Raw genomic sequence first — 21,218 nt, forward strand, 5'->3', positions numbered from 1 at the left:
TCAACAAAAGATAAAGGATGTGATGAAAAATAAGGTATTACAGGTACTCGCACTTGGCTTGTTGTTGTCGCCGGGTATTGCAGAAGCACAAAATAACAACGTTATTAAGGTTGAGACCAGAACCATCACCGGTAAAATAGAACCAACCATGTGGGGCGTCTTCTTTGAAGACATCAATATGGGTGCCGACGGTGGCATCTATGCAGAGCTGGTGAAAAACCGTTCCTTTGAATTCTTCAGACCCCTGATGGGATGGACGGTGAGTGGTGCAAAGGTAAAAGAAGGTGATCTGCTGATCTTGAACAGAACGCCTGTTCATACTGCCAATCCGCGTTTCCTGCGGGCTACTGTCAGGAATACTGCACAGGGCGATGCAGGACTGAAGAATGAAGGCTTCCGCGGCATGGGCATTAAACAGGGACTGCGGTATGATTTTTCGGTACTATACAGGCAGCAACAGCCGGGCGTCCGGTTGCACGTACTACTATTGAACAGTGGCGGCAAGGTGATTGGTGACACAGTATTGACGCCTTCACAGCAGGACACCGCATGGCATAAAGAGGCTGTAAGTTTCCACGCTACAGCAACGGAACAGAAGGCATCTATGCAGCTATGGCTGGAAGGCAATGGAACAATTGACCTGGACATGATCTCCCTCTTTCCGGAGGATACCTGGAAAAGACGCCCGGGAGGTATGCGGGCTGATATGATACAATTGCTCGCTGATATGAAGCCCGGCTTTATACGTTTCCCCGGCGGCTGTATTGTAGAAGGATTTGACTTGTCGCAGCGTTATCAATGGAAGAAAACAATCGGACCTATAGAAGAAAGGCAGTTGATCATTAACCGCTGGAATTTTGAATTTGCACATCGTCCAACGCCGGATTATTTCCAGACATTTGGATTGGGCTTTTTCGAATACTTCCAGCTGGCGGAAGATATCGGCGCAGAGCCGCTGCCTATCCTCAACTGCGGTATGGCCTGCCAGTTTAACTCCGCAGAGCTGGTGCCACTGGATGAACTGGATCCTTATATACAGGATGCCCTTGACCTCATTGAATTTGCCAATGGCGATACCAACACCACCTGGGGTAAAGTACGTGCCAATATGGGACATCCTGCTCCTTTTCACCTGAAAATGCTGGGCGTAGGTAATGAAAACTGGGGGCCTCAATATGTAGAGCGCCTGAAGCTCTTCACTAAAGCCATCAAAGAAAAGTATCCTGAGATAAAACTGGTAAACAGTTCAGGCACTGATCCTGAGGGAGAACGCTTTGACTACCTGAATAAGGAACTGCGTGGCATGCATGCCGATATTATTGATGAACACTATTATCGCCCGCCGCAATGGTTTATGCAGAACGCACGCCGCTATGATAATTACCCCCGCAATGGTTCCAAAGTATTTGCAGGTGAGTACGCTGCACAAAGCGACAAGACAGTGAGTATTCATAACAGGAATAACTGGCTGACAGCTTTATCTGAAGCCGCCTTCATGACCGGCCTGGAAAGGAATGCAGCCGTGGTAAATATGGCTTCCTATGCACCTTTATTTGCCCATACAGACGGCTGGCAATGGACGCCTGACCTGATATGGGTAGACAACCTGCGTTCTTATGGCACGCCGAATTACTACGTACAGCAACTGTTCTCCCTGAACAAGGGAACAGCTACCGTAGCGGTACACATGAACAACGACGTGGTAGCAGGACAGGATAGTTTGTATGCTGCTGCCGCGTTAGATGAAAAAAAGCATGAGCTGATCATCAAACTGGTGAACGTATCAGATAAGGAACAAACCTATACCGTGGAACTGGACGCCAAACCTGCCGGACAGGCGAAGCTGACAGTGCTGCAAAACGATGATGTGAGTAGTGTAAACAGCTTTGAGCAGCCAGGCCGGATATCGCCCAAAGACACGGAGATGAAGATTCCCGGTAAGCGATTCCTGGTAAAGGTTGCATCCCGTTCATTGAATGTATTGCGCATCCGTTTATAGCGGCCACACAAAAATAGCTGATAGTGAAACGTATATTCTTTCTTTGGTTGATGATAATGGGGACATTCCACCTGTGGGCACAATCTGTGCCCGCAGGAACGGAATTTACGACCCGCAACACGCCGGTACACGATCCTGTGATGATAACGGAAAAGGGCACTTATTACCTGTTCTGTACCGGGAATGGCATTAGCGTGTTTTCCTCCCGGGATATGCAGCATTGGCATAAGGAGGCTTCTGTATTCAGCAGTGCTCCCGAGTGGGCGGTAAAGGCTGTTCCTGGCTTTAAAGGGCATATCTGGGCGCCTGATATCAGCTATTATAATGGCCGGTACTATCTGTATTACGCGGTGTCTGCTTTTGGCAAGAATACCTCCTGTATAGGATTGGCTGTAAATAAGACGCTGGATCCATCATCTCCGGATTATAAGTGGGAAGACAAGGGGAAGGTGATACAGTCTGTTCCTGGCCGCGATATGTGGAATGCCATTGATCCTAACCTGGTGCTTGATGAAGGCGGTACGCCCTGGTTGTCATTCGGCTCCTTCTGGGAAGGTATCAAACTGGTGAAAATGGCCCGGGATCTGCAAACAGTGAGTGAGCCCGAGGAATGGTATACCATTGCCAGAAGGCCAAGAGACTTCAATACTCCGGATACATCCGCAGGCAATGGTGCTATAGAAGCGCCTTTCATTTTCAGAAAAGGGAAATATTACTACCTGTTCGTATCCCGCGACTACTGCTGCCGGGCAGAGAAAAGTACCTACAAAGTGGTGGTCGGACGAAGCGAAAAAGTACAGGGGCCCTACCTGGACAGGCAGGGCGTTCCCTTACAATTGGATGGGGGTACTTTAGTTATACAGGGTGATGGTGTTAACTGGTATGGAGCCGGGCATAACGCAGTATTCAGCGAATCCGGCAAAGACTACCTGCTCCTGCATGGATATGATGCACATGACCGGGGACGTTCTAAACTGTTGCTCAAAGAAATAAGCTGGGACACTGATGGATGGCCCCTGCCTATCCAATTAGGTTCAGATCAATAGGTAACTCAATACAGGAATGCCCTTGCTTTTTAAGGCAGAAAAGAATATCTTCTGCCTTAAAAAAATCTCCTTCTATCCGCATGATCTTATCTTCATCTTCCAGGTCGAAAGTGACCTTCAGACCAGGAAGGTTTCCCATGATATCAGTTATAATAGCCTTCACTTTCTCTGCATATAGCACATCTGTCTTAAAAACTTTCACCATAATCATAACAAGATTGATTGCATCCTATTTTTTCGCTCCCAGCAGCGTAAAGGGGTTGAACGACACGCCTATGTTGAAATAAAAAGTCGGGTCAGGAGTGGTTTTATATACCGGGTCACCAAATGAATCTTCCTTCCTGAATATCCTTCCTGATGGAGTCATTTTCGCGCCGGTTTTTACAGTAAGCAAAAGATACTTTGTCAGAATATGTTCATACACCAGCCCTGAATTAAGGTCTAATTGCCTGTACTCATACTTTTGAGATGTACTGTCTAAATTATACAGATAAAAAGAGGTCCTGTCGATCTCCGAACCAAAGGACAGCCTTCCATTAGCTCCCACCAGTTTTCTGAGGTATAAGTATCTCGGGAAGGTGACATCTGCGCTAAAGCCATTAATGAATTTATGCTCATAGGCAACAGTCGGCATAAAAGGCGCCTGTGCGCTCGGGTCGATATTCACGAGCATCCCAACGATTAATTTGGTGCGTTGATTGGCCTTCAGTATCATGGAGGCGGTCACCAGTCCTTTTACTCTTTCAAAGTATCGCTCACTGCCATCCACTATAAGGCTGGAAGTATAGATGGTCCGCTTATTGAATAGTGTAGAAAAATAAGTGACGTTGAGTGACGAATACAGATAATGGAACTCGTCGTTGACGTTCTTAATACTTCCTGCGGATTGAGTAATATCTGCCTCTATAGATGTTCTTCTGTAGCCTGCAGAAGCCCCCAGCATCCAGGTCTTTCTCTTTATGAAGTTGTAATTCGCACTCATCTTCAATTGCGTAAAACCGGTCACTTTACTCTCCGGTAAAGACTTACCCTGCTGTTCCGAAGTGAAATTGTACGGAGTTGAATAAACAAACTCGATATTCAGTGGGCGGGTAACGGCAAACTTGTCGGCGGCGTAGGTTTCTACACGCTTAGGCATATTCAGACTATCCCTGTTCTGCGAAAAACATTCTGCCGAAAAGATCAGTATGCCCGATACTGATACAACTAATTTCTGTGTAATGTCCATTATTCTATATTTAAAGGTCCAGTTGATAGACGGGGAAAAAGTTGGCTGCAATCATTCATCTCATAAGGTCTGTTCATGACAATTAAATGAGTGGCACAGATCAGATTATTGAATAATGCAGCACAAAGGAAGGGATAATACAAAGCCGCTTTCTCGTTTTTATACCAAATGGTTTACATTTTATACTAAAGTTTTCAGGGGAAATATTTGGTATACGAAAGAAGGGATTTCGTATATTTTCCGCCGCCACGGGGTAGAATCGCTTTATCTTTGCACCGGATTTAATTCCTGTATAAGTATTATGAAGCATAAGCATGATGACACGATCATACGCCTGATTATTGACGACCGCTACAGACTATTGCGTCATGCTATGGTAGTGCTGGGCATCCTGACGATGATCTCCTTTACCAATGAAATCCAGGGATCAAGGGAAGACAGGTACTTCAGATTATTATGTGTGTCTGTCTTCTTAATACTCATGTGCTATGTCAATATGAACGTGCTGGTCCCACGCTTCTTTTTCAAGGGCAGCTATATACTTTATCTGGCGCTTTTACTGATACTGGTTGTGGCTGGGCGTATGGTGATGTCAAGGGTATTGAGAAGGTTCGACGTTGCAGCCCATTTGGATACCATGCAAAACAGCAAGGATAAATTAGGCATATATGAAGGAACGATCATATTGATTGCAGTAGTACTTGTTACCACCATGGTAAAGCTATTTCAACGATGGATGAGAGACAATGAACGAATGGCCGAGTTAAGAAATCTGACATTGACGATGGAGCTGAATGAACTGCGGAACCAGATCAATCCGCACTTTCTCTTTAATATGCTTAATGGTATAAAAGCCCTGATACGTAAGGATCCGGAGAAAGCTAATCTTGTGATCATGAAGTTGTCTGAGTTCCTCCGTTACCAGCTTTATGAGAACAATAATGAAAGAACATTACTGAGATCTGAGATCAATTTCTTATCCAACTTTCTGGCCCTTGAAAAGCTCAGAAGAGATCATCTATCCATAAACATCAGTAGCGAGACGCCTCCCCGTATAATCAACTGGGTGTCTTTACCGCCCAACCTGTTCACCACCTTCCTGGAAAACGCGGTAAAGCACAGTGTAGATATCAGCGGAGCGGAATCGTACATCAATGTTGGCATAGAGGTAAAAGAAGATAAGCTCTACTTCAGTTGTACCAATTCAAAAGATCCTGAATTTAAACCTTCAGACAAAAGGAATAGTGGACTCGGACTGGCTAATATCAAAAGACGACTTGAATTGTTGTATGGCGACAGCTATAACCTTGAGACTTCGTCTACGGAAAAAGAATATAATATCAAACTAACTATACCCATATGAGATGCGTTATTGTAGACGATGAACCACTGGCCAGGGAAGAACTGCAGGAACTGATCAAAGAGGTGTCCCAGCTGGAAGTAGTGGGGGTATTTTCCAATGCGTTTACTACCATGGAGTTCCTGAAGACCAATCAGGTGGATCTCATTTTCCTGGATATTGAGATGCCGATGGTGACAGGACTGGACTTTGCTGCGCAATTGCCGAAGCATGTGCTGACTATTTTCACTACGGCTTATTCGCAATATGCCTTCAAAAGCTATGAGCTGGATGCCATAGATTATCTGTTAAAGCCTATTGAGAAATCCCGCCTGGAGAAAGCGATCAGCAAAGCTGAAGCATACAAAAGACTACTCTCAGATGAGACGGAAAAGAATATTGTGCAGTCGAATACAAGTGACTTTCTGATCATTAAATCAGATCGGAGGTTTCACCGGCTCAACTTCAGTGATGTCAGGTTTATTGAAGGACTGAAAGACTATGTAGTGATATATGCAGGTAATCAGAAGCTGATCACGGCCATGAATTTAAAGACCATTCATCAGAAGATGCCGCAACATCTTTTCATACGGGTCAGTAAGTCGTATGTTGTGAATGTAAACTATATAGAATCATTTGACCATCATACTGTCTATGTTGGTGAATCTGAAATTCCGCTTGGAGAGGTATATAAGAGAGACTTCTTTAAGATGTATTCAGGAGGGTCGCTTAGTCCGGAGGAGTAGAAGGCCTGTACACTTCAAGCGGCTTTTTGTCCGTTTCATCCGGATCTTAGCTACTGGTTATACCAAAACAAAAGATCTTAGCAGTATAGTGTAGTAAAGTTTAAGGAATAACAGTTAAAAGTTGTAGGTTTAACAAGGCCGGGATGTTTATCCCGGCTGTCTTTTTTGGGAGCAACGGATCGGGAGAATAGTAAATACTGCAGAAGATGGACGCCAGGAGGTCTGCGGCTGTATCAATAAAAAAAGCAGTCGCCCGGCATTCCGGAACGACTGCTTTTTCATTTATCCGCTGAATGGTTATTGCTTCTTCTTACCGTCTTTTTTATCCTTATCCAGCTCATTTTTCAGCACCTTGCCATCTGCACCGAAAGTCACATCTCTTTTCTCCGTGTCTTTCTTCAGCTCCAGCTTGTAGGTAACGGTTGTTCCCTCAGTATGCTTGTCTGCGTCATGTATTTTATAGCCGGCAAACTGCTGTTGCACCGCCTGTTTTACTGCAGCAGGCAGATCTGCGTCTTTGATATCTTCCTTCTGTTTTACCACTTTGCCGGTAGCATCGTACCAGACATCGTGTTTTTCAAACTCAGCCTTGTACTGGTTGTCTTTCATTTTCCACTTAACACCTGTAGCCTTGGGATACTGTTGCTGGAAACTTTTGGTGACCGGGGCAGGTACGTTTACCGGCTGATCAGCTTTCTGTGCGTAAGCACTAACGGCAGTTCCCATTAAAAGAAATAAAATAAGCTGTTTCATGAACTTGCTTTTTAAATGAGGCCATAAATTTACGGAAAGAATCTGCATCCCGGAAAAAATCGGGGATATCAGCAATAAAATACCTGCTACCGTACACAATATTTATCTACAGTCTGGATTGCCGGCTTATCCGTACCTTTAACATATCGTTTCCCCACAATAATTCACTGTTATGATCCAGTTCCGTGCAATAAAGAGATCGCTCGTTCCGGACAATACTATGGCCGACTACATTCACAATCTGCCCAACAGGTACAATAATTCAAAAGCTGAAAGGATCGCTGCCTACCTTACCCATCAGTTCAGTAACGAATCCTGCAGTCATCATCCTGATCACCTGGTAGAAATGAATATTGAATCCAGATCGGAAGAGGGAGAGTTGGTGCTCTATAACTACAGCAAACCATGCTGTGATACTTTTGCGAAGCGCATCAAGGACATCATCAGCAGAACTAAAGAGATGTTCCCCTGATAAACTTCTTGCGGAATTCCCCCGACCGTATAATGGATTCATCCGCTTCCATCGGCTCCTTTAGGAGCCGCGGTGTTTGTAGCGCGGGCTTGAAAACCCCGGGGGAATGCGATTTAAGGCTTGTCATTCTTTGACAGCATAGGGCGTATCAGTATGCGCATGATCAGCATGCCCAGCAGCAAGCCTATGCCAAAGATCAGCAGGAGGTCCAGCATAGGGATGGTCACACATTTTGATTTAGCATCTGCGCCACCCACAGAAGCATGGGTAATACCAAAAGGTACATCCCGGTTCAGGAAAAGTGTAACAATACCAAAGAAGGCGGTAACCAGTACCCAGACTATCAGTACACGTAATACTATTTGTCGCCAGCGCCACTCTGTACCCACCATACGTACATTATATGCATAAAAGAAACCGATCAGCAAGGCACAGATAAAGAAGAACAGGGTAACCCAGGCAAAGAAACTGTCATCCCTGTCCTTTTCTGCTTCCAACTGGCAGGGATCGGTGAACAGCAGCTTCAGCGTCAGCATTTCATGGCTGATCTTTTTGACCATCCTCGTCCACCAGGATTCAGTCACGCTCACAGGTGGGATTAGTCTGATGGTATCCGTGAAGGTAGTATCTATGCTGATGAATTTATAACCCAGTTCATCCCACAGTTCTCCATAACCATCATCTGCACCCAGCGGCCAGATAGCCACACCGCCCAAACCATTGTTCAGTACATAGTCATATTTAACGTCCAGGGTATTCTCGTCATCAAACCATATTTCTGACGTTACCTCACCATTGGCATCTTTCTCTTCCACATAGGCAGCTACAGCGTCTTCATCATAGATGATGGAACTATCTGCAGGATACTTGCTTTTGATCTCGCTGAAAGGAACATAGCGGGTGAAAACGTCCTTACCACCATTAGGACTTTTTTTCCATTGTGTGCCGTAATAGGATAGGAGGAGCATGAACTTGGATGGTGCAATCTGCAGGTTCAGGAAACGTGACATCACAGGTTCTATTGCTCTGCGGGCATCTCCTTTCATGGGAGATAGTCCGCCGGCACGCGTACCGCTTGCCTTAGTGAAGTCTATGAGGAAGTGATCTGTCAGCGGGTCAAGCGTTCTCAGGTCATATGCTGACTGATCGTCGTAAGATGGTATGGTAACGGAGATATCATATTTCTGCTGATTGTTATGCTGGAAATAATTGGAGAGCAAAGTCACAAAGCGGGAGAAGGCATCCCTTCTTTTAGCACTTAGTTGACTAAACCAGATATTTATACCTTCTGCCTGGTACTGTTGTAATAAAGGTAACAACGAATCAATACAACGGAACTGGGCATCTTCGTCTTTCAGCAGCTCGTCGATATGCGTAGGATCATTTTCATAATAAGTGAACATCCGGTTCTTACCTGCCGTTGCTGCCAGGTTGAACATGTTCAACGGAGCAGGAGGGATGTCTCTTGCCTTAATATCTTTTTCAGTAGTATACCCATAAAAGCTGATTGCACTCAGGGCAGTGAAATTATACTGGAGATATTTGTCGGTCATCCAATAGGGGTGAATACCTATAACATCTGCCTTATGTCCCAGGGTGATGGTGTAAGTGGTGCCGAGTGTATCACTTAACCGTAAGGTGTCTATCTTACCGGCAGGTCGCCCGTATAGTGCACGGACTGCCTGCAACTGTTTCTGCTGCGCTTCACTGTTCCGTTCCTCTTTTTCCTTTTGCTGTAAGATGGGAATGATCTTGCTGATGAGAGAGGCTACATCTGTTTCCGGTACCGGTGCCGGGGGCGCTACAGGTTCCTCCTCTGGTGGCAGGGTGGTATCTTTTGCCTGACTGGCAATAATACTATTGATAAGTGCACGCAGGGAGTCGAAGTGCTGGTTCTGCTGTAGTGACAACTCTGCGTTCAGCTTCCTGATATCTGCAGCAGTGGCCACCATAGAGTCTGCCATGACAGTCCTGATGATAGTGATCACGCGCTGTTGTTCCCTTGCCCTTGCATTTTTAGTGAACTTTAAAGCCGCAATGATCTTTTGCAAAAGCTTAACTTTTCCGGTTGTATCTTTCTGAAAAGTGGGTAGGTTAATGGTCTTTATTACGTTGCCGGTATCATACGGAGATGAATATACTCTGTTGGCGTGAACGTCATTTTTGAGAAACAAAAAGATAATAAGGATAGAAAAGAAACCGGTAACGGTCCTGATTAGGGAATACATAAACGCTAAGATTTACGGAACAAGTTTGAGGCAAGAGTAATAATAATAATTAATAAAAAATAGGTAAATATTCATTTAAATAAAAATTTTATTGTTTTCATTTAACTACTATCTTGTGCTGAATATGAAAATCTTAGTTCTTTAGAGTCGCCTAATACCTTGATTTTCGTTAGGATAAACACAACACAATTAAAGAGGACAAAAAAGCCGGATAAGTATTCAGATACAACATAACATCGTAGAAACGGCCACTGCAGCGCATTGTGCAGAGCCAGTTTTACCGAGTACTTCCTGAGACAACATAACTGCAGAGTACTTCCTGATAAAATAGTAGCCATATGATTTACGAAACCCTATCATGCATCACTGAAGTGATTAATCAACACTTTGGCAGGCAATTGCATGTCAACGAGGAGAAAGTAGTGCTATCCGGAATCGTAAATCAGGACGGTAGTATTGCTATACAGGGAGAGAATAAAGTACTTGTAACGCTGATCAACATTGAGAAAGAAGCGATGGGGAAAGGTGTGTCCGGTAGTAATTCAGGGCTGATGCAGGCGAGAACTATGCCGCCGGTTTGCATTAACCTGTACGTGTTATTTTCGGCATACTTTAATGGAAACAATTATGCGGAAGCATTGCGTTTCATATCCTTCGTCATGGCTTTTTTTCAGTCGCACAATGTATTCACTCCTGCTGATACGCCATCGCTTGACCGGCGGATAGACAAGCTGGTATTTGAGATGGAGAGTATGGGCACGGAGCGTTTAAACAATGTATGGGCTACACTTGGCGCCAAGTATATGCCTTCCGTTGTATACAAAATGCGTATGCTATCATTTGACGACAGTATCATCAGGGAATACAGACCTTCCGTATCAGGTATTACTACAAACGATAAACTTCTGTAAACAGAATTACAGTAATGGGATTTGATTTGCTGACGGAAATTTATTTCCGCCACGGGTTCTTTGCTGACAATTGTTTAAGGGATATCCGTGTGCTGATACCACAGGATACCGCAATAGACATGCGACGTTATGAGATACTCTTCCGCAGAATGCCGGACCGGTTCGTGCTGCTTTTTAACAACAGCAATGCGGATCAGCGCGCGCAGTTACTGCGTGAACGGCTAACGTTAACGTTTGACCTGCAACTGTTGGACCCTTTCTTTTATAACTATACGGGACTGCCCCAGACAGACATTCCCGGTAGTATACTGTTGTTCAGTAATGCTGATGGGCATGCACCCGGAAAGTTGCATAAGCAGGATGTAATCGCTGCCACTGAGGTGGAGGCATTTAAACATCAGGGCGCTATATCCGTCAAACCTTTTGGACGGATCGCATTGCAGCTGACGCCTGACTTGTCCGACAGCTACGAGATCAGTTTTGCCGCGAGGACTACCCGCTGGTGTTATTACCTGATGAGCGCTAATCTTGCTGCGCTCTCAGAACCTGCAATTGTTGATACCAGCAACAACATTCATTTTACAGGCCCTCAGTCGGTAACGCTCCCTGATGGCGCACGCGCCAGTGTGTTTGTTTCGGAAGAAACGATCGCACTGGCGCAAAGACCTTTACATACATTTCAACTGGTGGACACTGTTGGAATCGGCGGCCTGCACAGGACCGTCATTTCGGCGCTTCCATCGCCTGACATCCAAACTATTTCAGCGGCGGGCATACCTGGATATGACCGCACGCAAGCATATTCCGAAATCTTTTTATACTAATCTCAAACCCGTACAGCTATGGCTTCAACACTCATGACACCGGGCGTTTATATTGAAGAAAAGAACGCCTTCCCCAGTTCTGCCGTTGCCGTCGAAACAGCAGTCCCTGTCTTTATCGGCTACACTGAGAAAGCCGAGCGGTTTGGTAAATCACTATTGACTAAACCAACCCGTGTTACCTCTTTCGCGGAGTTCGTAGAGCTCTTCGGTGTAGGTTTCAACTCAAAGTTCACAATCGCTGATCCGGCAGCAGATTACAAAGGAGAAACATTCATCGTGAACGGCGCACCCAAGGTAGTGCAGATCATGCCTAAGAACACTTTCTACCTTTACAACAGCATCCGCCTGTTCTACGCCAATGGCGGCGCTAATTGTTACATCGTATCCGTAGGTACCTATGGCGGCAAGACCGAAGGTCTGGAAATCGCCCTGGAAGACTTTACCGGTTCGGCCACCAAACCCGATATCCTGCTCGGCCTGGAGAAAGAGTTTGAACCTACCCTGGTAGTGATCCCCGACATCATCGCTCTCGGTGAAGGCGCCTACAACACCATGTACACAAAAGTGCTGGAACATTGCGCCAAGACGATGAGCCGCTTCGCGATCTTCGATCTGGCAAAACAAGGTGCTACTGATACGACAGACGCTATCGTGGGTGCCTTCCGCGACAAGATCGGTATCAATGCCCTGAACTATGGCGCTGCCTACTATCCATGGCTGAAAACTGCCATCGTACAGAGCAGCGAGATCGACTTCGAAAACATCGATCCGGCTGTTGACCTGGCAACTATTCTGCCTGAAACACTGGCACAGCAGGTAGTGACCGCCTACAAGGCAATCGCCACTCCTGACGCTAACGCAAAGAAGAACTTCCACCAGTCACTCAAAGCTTCCAGCCCTGTTTACAACAGCATCCTGGAAGAGATCAGGTCTAACCTGAATGAACTGCCTCCAAGCGGCGCGATGGCGGGTATCTACACAATGGTTGACAGCAGCCGCGGTGTATGGAAAGCGCCGGCCAACGTATCTGTTAGCATGGTGAATGCTCCTTCTGTGAACGTCTCCCACGACGAACAGAAACAACTGAACGTGGATGTAATGGCTGGTAAATCCATCAACGTGATCCGTCCTTTCCCTGGCATCGGAACACTGGTATGGGGTGGCCGTACACTGGATGGTAACAGCCAGGACTGGCGTTATGTAAACGTACGCCGTACCCTCATCATGATCGAACAGTCCATCAAGCTGGCGGCACGTACCTACGTATTCGAACCAAACGACGCTACCACCTGGGTAACCGTGAAATCCATGATCGACAACTTCCTGACCAACCTCTGGAAACAGGGCGCACTGGCAGGAGCGGCTCCTGAACAGGCATTCGATGTACAGCTGGGCCTTGGCTCCACCATGACGCCTCAGGATATCCTGGACGGTAAAATGCTGATCACTGTAAGAGTAGCGATCGTAAGACCTGCGGAGTTTATCGTGATCACATTCCAGCAGATGATGCAACAATCTTAAAAGACAACAAACTTATCCACCTTATTACCTCACTCATTAAAAGCTTACAATTATGCCAGATGACGGATCTACCCAAGCCCAGACCACATGGCCTTTGGTCAAATTTTCCTTCAAGGTCATGTGGGACGGCGCTGAACTGATATTCCAGGAAGTAACCGGATTATCTTCAGAGACGCAGATTATCGAATACCGCGGCGGCAGCAGCCCTGTTTATTCTACAGTAAAAATGCCCGGTATCCAGAAGTTCTCCAACGTAACCCTGAAAAAAGGCATTTTCAAGGGCGATAAAGCACTGTGGGATAAATACAAAGGTATCACCATGAATACCTACAAGCGTGTCAACATCGTAGTGAGCCTCCTGGACGAAAAACAGGATATCGCTATGAGCTGGACGCTGAAGAATGCCTTCCCAAGCAAGATCACTGTAACGGATATGAAATCGGACGCTAACGAAATAGCCGTTGAGACTATGGAAGTAGCGCACGAAGGTTTAACAATCAGCGAATAAGGCGTATGGATCCCGGATATCCAATGACAGGCTTTCATTACAAGGTGAACTTTATCAATTACCTTGGTAAGGAAGAAGGGAATTTCCAGGAGGTGAGCGGCATTTCCGTTAACATAGCCACAGAACCAGTTAAGGAGGGGGGAGAGAACCAGTTTGTTTACAAACTGCCTTCCCCTCCTCAATATAGCAACCTGGTATTGAAGCGTGGCCTGCTGACAGGATCTGTTGTGACCGACTGGGTAAGAACTACCTTGTCTACCTTTAAATTTAAGCCTACGACCATTGTGGTGATGCTGCTGGATGAGCTCCATCAACCCCTCTACGTCTGGAAGTTCTATGGCGCCTATCCCGTAAAGATGGAAGTGTCAGGCCTCAAGGCGAAAGAAGGGGAAATTGCGATAGAGACCCTGGAGCTGGCCTACAAGTATTTTGAAAAGTTTCATTCATAAGCGATGCCACTGGAAGTAAGAGAACTCGTGATCAAAGTGACCGTCTCTACAGATACGGGCAAATCCAACACTGCGCTGCCGGATGAGAAATCACTGCGGCAGTGGAAGGAAAGTATTATCAGGGAATGTATGGATAAGATCCTGAGCAGGATAAAAAACGAAGCTGACAGATAGCTATGGGAGAGATCAAGAAATTACAGATAGCAGCTTATACGGATGCAGCCTGCGTTGCCACGCTCCTGAGCAAGATCAGCGCAGTGATCAATCCGAGTACTTATTCCCTGACCTACAAAGCCGAATACGAGCCGTCGGAGGAAATGAACAAGGCTGACCAGACCATGATCTTTACAGGAATGGGTAACTCCGACCTGAACCTCGACCTGCTGGTAGATGGTACCGGTATCATTCCGATACCAGATAACCAGACGGTAGACGGTTATATAAAGAAGTTGCGCGACGTGATATTTTTCTATCAGGGAGACAAACACAGGCCTAATTTCCTGAAGATCTCCTGGGGTGATTTTGTGTACAGAGGCGTGTGTACAAGCATTACCACCAATTACAAACTGTTCAATCCGGATGGGAGTACTTTAAGGGCAGAGTTAAAACTGGTGATTGCGAAATCGCTCGACTTCAAGACGAAGAAGCAGAAAGCAAAGACACAGTCGCCCGATATGACACATATCCGGACTGTGAAAGCCGGAGATACGTTACCGATGATGGCTTACCGCATTTATGGCGACCCTTCCTATTACATGGAAGTAGCCAGGATCAACGGACTGAGTAGCATACATGCGATCAGGCCGGGTGATGAACTGTATTTTCCACCATTAAAGAAAGCGTAATGTCGGCTCCCAGTGTTACTAATATAGCAGATCCTACGCTCCGGTTCACCGTGACTGCGAACGGCAATGCCGTACAGGAGAAATTCGGTGTAGTATCCATCAATATTTCGCATGAGATCAATAAGATCTCTTATGCGGAGATCGTATTTGTAGAAGGCAGCGGGGATATCGGAGAAGGTGGTGACGGTGGCACTTTCCCCACAAGTGAAGGTGCCGACCTCGTACCCGGTAATACCATCTCGATCACAGCTGGTTATGGAGAGGATACCGAACAATCGGTCTTCAAAGGCGTGATCGTTAAACAGGCAGTGCGCATCAGCGGTGCGAAACTCTTCCAGGTGGTGGTAACCTGTAAACATGAAGCGGTGAAGATGACGCTGAACCAGAAAGAGGCGGAGTTTTCCGATGCCACAGACAGCGATACCATACAGAAGATCGTGGGTACCTATGGTCTTTCTGCTACGGTAGACAGTACCAGCGCCCAACTGGAAGTGTTATTCCAGAAGTCTGCTACTGACTGGGATTTTGTCCTGGCCAGGGCCGCCTATAATGGTTATATCACGGTGCTGGATGATGATTCGATCACCATCGGTAAACCTAAATTCACTGAAGCAGCAGTGCTAGCGGTAGGATATGGTGATGGCATGATCTCTTTCGACGCAGAGTTGAATGCAGAAAAACAGCCGCCTACACTGGAAGCGGCTGCCTGGGACCCGCAAACACTGGCACTGATCACATCAAGTGCAACTGAGCCAGGTCTGAATTCACACGGTAATCTCACGGCAAAATCACTCTCAGAAAAGCTGTCGCAAACGCAGCAGAAGCTCATCTCCAGTGCTCCGCTGGCACAGGCAGACCTGAAGTCGTGGGCAGACAGCACCTTGCTGCGCCTGCGTATGAATGCCATGAAAGGCACTGTTTCCTTCATTGGCAGCGCGCTTGCCAAACCAGGGAAAATGATGGAATTATCAGGCGTTGGACAACGTTTCGATGGTACCGCCTTTATAGTAGCGGTACGGCATTCCATGGAGGAAGGCTTGTGGACTACTACTGTACGCTTTGGCGCACCTGACAAACCTATTTTTGAAAAGGAGCAGTTCTCCTATACACCTGCCAATGGCCTGATGCCAGCTATCCATGGTCTGCAACTGGCCAAGGTGGTGAAGATCTCTGAAGATCCGGCCTCCCAGTACCGTATACAGGTAAAGCCTGCTTCAAATGCTGCCGATCAGAAAGGGATCTGGGCACGACTGGCCAGCTATTATGCTACGTCTTCTGCCGGTTCGGTATTTTGTCCTGAAGTAGGCGATGAAGTGGTAGTAGGATTCCTGGAAAGCGATCCGCGTTTTCCTGTTGTACTGGGCTCTTTATTCAGCAAAAGTAATGTGCCACCGCTCACGCAGGCTGACGAGAAGAACAATATCAAAGCATTGTACACCCGCAGCAAACTGCAGCTGAACTTCGATGATGATAAGAAGATCATCAAGATCACGACGCCCGGCAACAATATGATCACACTGAGCGACGATGGAAAATCCATCGAAATAAAAGATCAGAACAACAACAGCGTCAAACTGGATGACAGCGGTATTACGCTGAACAGCCCGAAGGATATCACGCTGAAAGCAACAGGCAATATCAACCTGCAGGCGACCGGTAAAGTATCGATGCAGGCTACGCAGGATATGGAGCTGAAAGGCATGAACATCAACCAGACCGCACAGATGGGCTTTACCGCGAAGGGAACAGCTACAGCGGAAGTATCTGCTTCTGGTCAGACAGTGATCAAGGGAGCCATGGTAATGATCAATTAAAACACCAACGAAATGGGAGCACCCGCAGCAAGATTAACAGATATGCATACCTGTCCTATGCAGACGCCGGGAATACCACCTATACCACATGTAGGCGGCCCTGTTGTAGGGCCTGGTGTGCCGACAGTGCTGATCGGCAAGATGCCGGCAGCAGTACTGGGCGATATGTGTGTATGTGTAGGTCCGCCGGATTCAATCATTAAAGGCTCTGCTACCGTAATGATAGGCGGCAAGCCTGCAGCCCGTATGGGCGACAGTACCGCTCATGGTGGCAGTATTGTGCTTGGATGTCCGACGGTATTAATAGGCGGTTAAAATCAATATAAATGGCAATTAATTCTTTTCTGGGTACCGGATGGGCATTTCCCCCGGCATTCGACAAAGCAGGCGGCAGTGCGGTGATGAGCCACACCGTTACTGACATAGAAGAGAGCATCCGCATCATACTGGGTACTGTACCCGGAGAGAGAATGATGCAACCTACTTTCGGATGCAATCTTCACAGGCTGGTTTTTGAGAAAGTAGACAGTGAGATGATCACAGAGATCAGCGATCTTATTGAACATGCATTGCTGGATTTCGAGCCGAGAGTCAATTTCGAGCATCTCGATGTACTGCTGCGTGACGATGTACAGGGTACCCTTCATTTACAAATACACTATACGATTATATCAACCAACACAAGGCATAACATGGTTTACCCCTTCTATTTCCTGGAAGGCACCAATATCGTGTCTCCCAACCTTTTGCCTTAGCGTGGACGTGCTATGAATAAATTATTCGATTATATGAGGGATGGCGTCAGTCAGACGGAGCGTAAACTGGAAGCGCTGTTGCCATCCTATGTGAAGATTGATGAACGCAGCAAGGAGGACCTGTTATTGTTCCTGTCGAACCTGTCTTCGCAGTTCAACTATTTTAACTTTCAACATGAGATTGAGGGCGACTGGAAAGATTTTATCCAGGCGGATGTCCTCATCATGATCATTGCTATTTCACGCCTGGACTTTACCCCCTGGCAGGAACAGCAGCAAGTGATTGCGCAGGTACTCGATGCTGCGGATAACGATACACAATTACAACCACCATTAACAGACTTTTTTAACCTCATTTACGGTATTGCCATACAACTGGCCAGTCATTTACAACAGCTGAATAAGGCCGATCTGCAAGGCCTTACCTGGATCTATACAGAGCAGTTGCAGGACAGCCTGGAGCTCGACGTACTTCATGCGCTGCAGTTTGAAAGAGAGGCGGCGGGCCTTTTCAGAAACGTACGTTATTTCCGTTCGGCTGCTATTACAAAAGAGTTGCAGATACTCTTCCCGCGGCTGATCAACAGACAAAATGAAGAGGCGCCACTCTTCCTGGGATATCAGTCGCTCAACGAAATTTATAATAACCTCCGCTCAAAATACTACCAGGTTACAACCGCCGCACAGGCTTACCTGAGAAGGAAACCAGACGTCATGCAGCATCATCCGCATATTGGATTGCTGATGGCGTTCACGCAATTATACAGTCATTTACAGGACAAGATAAACGGTCTTACCGGCCAGCACCTGTCTTACTATTACAGGAACGTGCTGGGAATACAGCAACGGCCTGCGGTGCCAGACAAGGTGCATATATTCGTGGACACCCTGCCGCAAAGCATGCCTGTTGTGATAAGACAGGGCACGCCCATGGTGGTGGAGCAGAACGGCGCGCCGCCAGTTACTTACAGACTCGCAAATGACCTGAATGGAAGTCAGACAAGATTGCGCGCATTGCAGTCGGTGTATGTAAACAGTTACAAACAGATCTCGGCTAATAGTCCGCAGCAGTCAGACATCATAGAACAACAAGTATATACGGCGATTCATAAGGTCACTGCGCCGGCAGATCATTTGCCGGGTGCATTACCTGTAGCACCCTGGCCTTTGCTCGGAGAAGCACAGCAGGAACTGCCGCTCGACCAGCGCACGATGCAGGAAACAGATATGGGGCTGATCGTAGCTTCCCCGCTGTTCTATCTTACAGAAGGCCGACGTACCGTTGATATTACACTATACTTTGAAGCTTCCTCTTTTGAAAAGCTCCGGGCCTATGTCAGGAACTTTGCTGCAGTAACAGGTAAAAAAGAGGAGCTGGTGATGAACGAACTCTTGTCATCGGCCCTGATCATCTCCTACACAACAGCAGAAGGCTGGTATACACTGGCCAAACACAGTATCCGTGCCGCACCGCCGGAATGCGGGCCTGATTGTATCGTGATCAGTATGACCTACGATGCCAATGCCCCTGCAGCAGCGCTGTATAATCCGGTGGTACATAAGGGCGAGTACCAGACCAGTCTTCCACTGGTAAAACTGTTGCTGAACAATAACAGCTTTCATCATCCTTACTCATATCTGCCGCTATTATGGCTGGAAAGGATCGCCATTCGCGCCAATGTGAAGGGCTACCGCTCAGTAAGGTTGTTTAATAACGCAGGACCGCTCAGTCCTGCGAATCCATTTCAGCTATTCGGGGCACAGCCTGCTGTCGGCTCTTTCCTCGATATAAAAGACAGTAACATATTCAACACCTATACGAAGGATTTCCGCTTCAAAATAGAATGGCTGGAACTGCCGCATATGGACAATGGCTTTAATGCCTATTACGATGCATATGATGCCGGTATGCTGAACGATTCATTCAAAGCAGGTATCAGTACTTATGAGGATGGTCAATTCCAGCCGGAAAGGAATAAGCAGCAGCTATTGAATTTATTCGAAACCTACCGTGACGATGAAGGTCGCCTGATCCTTTCCGACACTGTAACATTGAAAGACATTGATATTAAGAAGATCCGTTTCCATAATAAACCTTTACTGGATAAAGAACCATTTGTAACAGATGGTTTTTATACCGATGGCGCTGTACGCCTGGAACTGGCAGCCCCGCAGGAAGCGTTTGGCCATAAACTCTACCTGCGCCTGTTCCCGGAGGTGGCAACCAATAACGCTAACAGATGGAGTAAGAAACGGCCTATCCCTAATATCCCCTACACGCCACTGGTGAAATCTATCATGGTGGACTATACGTTGGAGCAGGCAGAGATCATGAAACCGGAGAAGGCCAACGATACGGAACAGGCATTGCAATTATTCCATTTATATCCTTACGGACACAGACAGTCATATCCTTCCGCTTTTCAGGGCGATTTTTCGCTCCTGCCGACGTTTGACGATAAGGCCAGTCTGTACCTGGGTTTCGACCAGATGTCGCCTCAGGAGGATATTTCCCTGCTGTTCCAGATGGAGGAAAAGTTTTATAAGTATACGACGGTGACATCGTCGCCGAAGTTACACTGGAGCTATCTCTATAACGACCGCTGGGTGCCGTTCAACAGTGATCAGATACAGACAGATACCACCCAGTTATTCATCAGCAGTGGTATCATCAGTATGCGGACGCCCGCTATGGATTGCTATGGCAATACCAGGCTGGATAAACAACTACAATGGATAAGATTATCTGCCACTGAAGAAATGCAGATAACACCAATGGTAAAAGGGGTATTTGTAAACGCCGGTCTTGCCGTGCGCGATCAGACAGATACCGCTGCGGGTACCACACTGGCGCCTATGTCCATCAAGTCATTGCAGCAGGAAGTCAGAGGCATTCAGCGTGTATGGCAGCTGTTCCCGTCCTTTGGTGGCCGTCCGGCAGAAACAACTGAAGAATATTACCTGCGTGTGAGCGAACGCTTACGTCATAAGAAGCGGCCAACATCCAGTATTGATCTCATACAGCTGGTGCTGGAAGCATTCCCCGAGGTACTGATCGTAAAATGCGTAAAGGGAATTACTTCTTCAGATGTACAGCTGGTGATCGTGCCTAAACCTCCTGAAGGCGGGACGTACGACAGTGAAGAACCACTGATGGATATTGCGACCATGTATCGTATTAACCAGTTTGTGACAGCCCTGCTGCCTCCTTATGTAAAGGTCACCATGCACCATCCTGAGTACGAAAGGCTCAAGATCATCTGTGATGTGGGTTTTGTAAAGGGCACCAGCAGTATCGACAGGAATTATTACCTGATAAAACTACAGGAAGACATCCGCCACTATATGACGCCATGGCTGTACGACAGCCATACAGACGTCAAGATGGGTGGCATACTGTATACAGCAGATATCCTGAATTATATCAAGAAGCTGCCTTATATCGCGTATGTGACCGGGTTTTCTATTGTGCATTTCTTTGCAGAAAGAGATGCAGATGGCAATCCTATTCATTGTATGCTGGATACGGCTGTCAGCAACAATGACTATGTGAGGGCTTCCACATCCGAAGCGATCCTGATACCGGCCTTACATCACTCTATCAGGGTGCTGGACGACTGGGAGTACCGAGATCCTGAGCCAATAGGCATCAGTGATGTCATCACCGGCGAAGAGATGATCATCGGGCAGCATGAAAGGACCAGTTACCGGGAGGAAGACGACTCCCATTACGCAGAAGGAGAAATTATCTCACTCACCATACAACCCAAATAACGGACT

At 46.8% G+C, this 21,218-nt stretch carries 20 protein-coding genes; 16 read left to right on the top strand and 4 right to left on the bottom strand.

Features of this window, described 5'->3' with window-relative positions; genetic code table 11:
* The first annotated feature begins 22 nt into the window (after positions 1-22).
* The gene (locus BLR32_RS26830; RefSeq protein ID WP_089836447.1) at positions 23-1,999 is read left to right on the top strand and encodes an alpha-L-arabinofuranosidase C-terminal domain-containing protein; all 1,977 of its coding nucleotides are present in this window, start codon (positions 23-25) and stop codon (positions 1,997-1,999) included.
* Positions 2,000-2,022: 23 nt separating this feature from the next.
* On the top strand, positions 2,023-3,045 hold the full coding sequence (locus BLR32_RS26835; protein ID WP_245705530.1) for an arabinan endo-1,5-alpha-L-arabinosidase: 1,023 nt from the start codon (positions 2,023-2,025) through the stop codon (positions 3,043-3,045).
* Here the strand turns inward: BLR32_RS26835 and BLR32_RS26840 are convergent.
* Entirely contained in the window at positions 3,020-3,250 is a 231-nt protein-coding gene (locus BLR32_RS26840; protein ID WP_143011605.1) for a hypothetical protein, read from the bottom strand. The genes BLR32_RS26835 and BLR32_RS26840 overlap by 26 nt on opposite strands.
* A 24-nt stretch (positions 3,251-3,274) precedes the next feature.
* Complete coding sequence (locus tag BLR32_RS26845) at positions 3,275-4,273, bottom strand: hypothetical protein (protein WP_089836453.1); 999 nt, start codon at positions 4,271-4,273, stop codon at positions 3,275-3,277.
* Positions 4,274-4,574: 301 nt separating this feature from the next.
* Here BLR32_RS26845 and BLR32_RS26850 point away from each other — a divergent pair, with 301 nt between their 5' ends.
* Both BLR32_RS26850 and BLR32_RS26855 read left to right on the top strand, forming a co-directional pair.
* Positions 4,575-5,636, top strand: a complete 1,062-nt coding sequence (locus BLR32_RS26850) for a sensor histidine kinase (protein ID WP_089836661.1) — start codon at positions 4,575-4,577, stop codon at positions 5,634-5,636.
* Positions 5,633-6,358 (top strand): LytR/AlgR family response regulator transcription factor, encoded by a 726-nt coding sequence (locus BLR32_RS26855; protein WP_089836455.1) that lies wholly within the window; start codon positions 5,633-5,635, stop codon positions 6,356-6,358. The genes BLR32_RS26850 and BLR32_RS26855 overlap by 4 nt, the downstream gene beginning before the upstream one ends.
* Positions 6,359-6,655: 297 nt before the next feature.
* Here the strand turns inward: BLR32_RS26855 and BLR32_RS26860 are convergent, their stop codons facing one another.
* Positions 6,656-7,111 carry a PepSY-like domain-containing protein gene (locus tag BLR32_RS26860; RefSeq protein WP_176842444.1) on the bottom strand — a complete coding sequence of 152 codons (456 nt, stop codon included), beginning with the start codon at positions 7,109-7,111 and terminating at the stop codon, positions 6,656-6,658.
* 172 nt (positions 7,112-7,283) lie between these two features.
* Here BLR32_RS26860 and BLR32_RS26865 point away from each other — a divergent pair, with 172 nt between their 5' ends.
* A complete protein-coding gene (locus tag BLR32_RS26865; RefSeq protein ID WP_089836459.1) occupies positions 7,284-7,583 on the top strand; it encodes a hypothetical protein in 300 nt (99 codons plus the stop codon).
* 113 nt (positions 7,584-7,696) lie between these two features.
* On the opposite strand, the gene BLR32_RS26870 is transcribed toward BLR32_RS26865, so the two are convergent.
* Entirely contained in the window at positions 7,697-9,811 is a 2,115-nt protein-coding gene (locus BLR32_RS26870; protein WP_089836461.1) for a glycosyl hydrolase family 18 protein, read from the bottom strand.
* 338 nt (positions 9,812-10,149) lie between these two features.
* On the opposite strand from BLR32_RS26870, the gene BLR32_RS26875 reads away from it, so the two are divergent.
* Genes BLR32_RS26875 through BLR32_RS26920 form a run of 11 tightly spaced genes read left to right on the top strand, consistent with a single transcriptional unit; the run spans position 10,150 to position 21,212 of the window.
* Positions 10,150-10,722 carry a Pvc16 family protein gene (locus tag BLR32_RS26875; protein ID WP_089836463.1) on the top strand — a complete coding sequence of 191 codons (573 nt, stop codon included), beginning with the start codon at positions 10,150-10,152 and terminating at the stop codon, positions 10,720-10,722.
* Positions 10,723-10,736: 14 nt separating this feature from the next.
* Positions 10,737-11,546 (top strand): hypothetical protein, encoded by an 810-nt coding sequence (locus BLR32_RS26880; RefSeq protein ID WP_089836465.1) that lies wholly within the window; start codon positions 10,737-10,739, stop codon positions 11,544-11,546.
* Positions 11,547-11,564: 18 nt separating this feature from the next.
* Positions 11,565-13,067, top strand: coding sequence for a phage tail sheath family protein (locus BLR32_RS26885; protein WP_089836466.1), 1,503 nt, complete (start codon positions 11,565-11,567; stop codon positions 13,065-13,067).
* Positions 13,068-13,119: 52 nt separating this feature from the next.
* Positions 13,120-13,575 (top strand): phage tail protein, encoded by a 456-nt coding sequence (locus BLR32_RS26890; protein WP_089836468.1) that lies wholly within the window; start codon positions 13,120-13,122, stop codon positions 13,573-13,575.
* A gap of 5 nt (positions 13,576-13,580) precedes the next feature.
* Positions 13,581-14,024 (top strand): phage tail protein, encoded by a 444-nt coding sequence (locus BLR32_RS26895; RefSeq protein ID WP_089836470.1) that lies wholly within the window; start codon positions 13,581-13,583, stop codon positions 14,022-14,024.
* A 3-nt stretch (positions 14,025-14,027) separates the two neighbouring features.
* On the top strand, positions 14,028-14,198 hold the full coding sequence (locus BLR32_RS34145; protein ID WP_176842445.1) for a DUF5908 family protein: 171 nt from the start codon (positions 14,028-14,030) through the stop codon (positions 14,196-14,198).
* Positions 14,199-14,200: 2 nt separating this feature from the next.
* Positions 14,201-14,869, top strand: coding sequence for a CIS tube protein (locus tag BLR32_RS26900; protein ID WP_089836472.1), 669 nt, complete (start codon positions 14,201-14,203; stop codon positions 14,867-14,869).
* Positions 14,869-16,683: a type VI secretion system tip protein VgrG gene (vgrG, locus tag BLR32_RS26905; RefSeq protein WP_089836474.1), complete on the top strand. Its 1,815-nt coding sequence runs from the start codon at positions 14,869-14,871 to the stop codon at positions 16,681-16,683. Before BLR32_RS26900 ends, vgrG begins: the two co-directional genes overlap by 1 nt.
* Before the next feature lie 12 nt (positions 16,684-16,695).
* The gene (locus BLR32_RS26910) at positions 16,696-16,998 is read left to right on the top strand and encodes a PAAR domain-containing protein (RefSeq protein WP_089836476.1); all 303 of its coding nucleotides are present in this window, start codon (positions 16,696-16,698) and stop codon (positions 16,996-16,998) included.
* An 11-nt stretch (positions 16,999-17,009) separates the two neighbouring features.
* The gene (locus BLR32_RS26915; protein ID WP_089836478.1) at positions 17,010-17,438 is read left to right on the top strand and encodes a GPW/gp25 family protein; all 429 of its coding nucleotides are present in this window, start codon (positions 17,010-17,012) and stop codon (positions 17,436-17,438) included.
* Positions 17,439-17,450: 12 nt separating this feature from the next.
* Positions 17,451-21,212, top strand: a complete 3,762-nt coding sequence (locus tag BLR32_RS26920) for a hypothetical protein (RefSeq protein WP_089836480.1) — start codon at positions 17,451-17,453, stop codon at positions 21,210-21,212.
* The last annotated feature ends 6 nt before the right edge of the window (positions 21,213-21,218 follow it).

Source organism: Chitinophaga filiformis (assembly GCF_900102545.1).
In the GTDB taxonomy this organism is placed as follows: domain Bacteria; phylum Bacteroidota; class Bacteroidia; order Chitinophagales; family Chitinophagaceae; genus Chitinophaga; species Chitinophaga filiformis.

What these genes read in the sequence shown, in the direction of transcription:
- BLR32_RS26830 (WP_089836447.1), top strand. Translation starts at nt 23, where the DNA reads ATGAAAAATAAGGTATTACAGGTACTCGCACTTGGCTTGTTGTTGTCG.
- BLR32_RS26840 (WP_143011605.1), bottom strand. Translation starts at nt 3,250, where the DNA reads ATGGTGAAAGTTTTTAAGACAGATGTGCTATATGCAGAGAAAGTGAAG.
- BLR32_RS26845 (WP_089836453.1), bottom strand. Translation starts at nt 4,273, where the DNA reads ATGGACATTACACAGAAATTAGTTGTATCAGTATCGGGCATACTGATC.
- BLR32_RS26850 (WP_089836661.1), top strand. Translation starts at nt 4,575, where the DNA reads ATGAAGCATAAGCATGATGACACGATCATACGCCTGATTATTGACGAC.
- BLR32_RS26855 (WP_089836455.1), top strand. Translation starts at nt 5,633, where the DNA reads ATGAGATGCGTTATTGTAGACGATGAACCACTGGCCAGGGAAGAACTG.
- BLR32_RS26860 (WP_176842444.1), bottom strand. Translation starts at nt 7,111, where the DNA reads ATGAAACAGCTTATTTTATTTCTTTTAATGGGAACTGCCGTTAGTGCT.
- BLR32_RS26865 (WP_089836459.1), top strand. Translation starts at nt 7,284, where the DNA reads ATGATCCAGTTCCGTGCAATAAAGAGATCGCTCGTTCCGGACAATACT.
- BLR32_RS26870 (WP_089836461.1), bottom strand. Translation starts at nt 9,811, where the DNA reads ATGTATTCCCTAATCAGGACCGTTACCGGTTTCTTTTCTATCCTTATT.
- BLR32_RS26875 (WP_089836463.1), top strand. Translation starts at nt 10,150, where the DNA reads ATGATTTACGAAACCCTATCATGCATCACTGAAGTGATTAATCAACAC.
- BLR32_RS26880 (WP_089836465.1), top strand. Translation starts at nt 10,737, where the DNA reads ATGGGATTTGATTTGCTGACGGAAATTTATTTCCGCCACGGGTTCTTT.
- BLR32_RS26885 (WP_089836466.1), top strand. Translation starts at nt 11,565, where the DNA reads ATGGCTTCAACACTCATGACACCGGGCGTTTATATTGAAGAAAAGAAC.
- BLR32_RS26890 (WP_089836468.1), top strand. Translation starts at nt 13,120, where the DNA reads ATGCCAGATGACGGATCTACCCAAGCCCAGACCACATGGCCTTTGGTC.
- BLR32_RS26895 (WP_089836470.1), top strand. Translation starts at nt 13,581, where the DNA reads ATGGATCCCGGATATCCAATGACAGGCTTTCATTACAAGGTGAACTTT.
- BLR32_RS34145 (WP_176842445.1), top strand. Translation starts at nt 14,028, where the DNA reads ATGCCACTGGAAGTAAGAGAACTCGTGATCAAAGTGACCGTCTCTACA.
- BLR32_RS26900 (WP_089836472.1), top strand. Translation starts at nt 14,201, where the DNA reads ATGGGAGAGATCAAGAAATTACAGATAGCAGCTTATACGGATGCAGCC.
- vgrG (WP_089836474.1), top strand. Translation starts at nt 14,869, where the DNA reads ATGTCGGCTCCCAGTGTTACTAATATAGCAGATCCTACGCTCCGGTTC.
- BLR32_RS26910 (WP_089836476.1), top strand. Translation starts at nt 16,696, where the DNA reads ATGGGAGCACCCGCAGCAAGATTAACAGATATGCATACCTGTCCTATG.
- BLR32_RS26915 (WP_089836478.1), top strand. Translation starts at nt 17,010, where the DNA reads ATGGCAATTAATTCTTTTCTGGGTACCGGATGGGCATTTCCCCCGGCA.
- BLR32_RS26920 (WP_089836480.1), top strand. Translation starts at nt 17,451, where the DNA reads ATGAATAAATTATTCGATTATATGAGGGATGGCGTCAGTCAGACGGAG.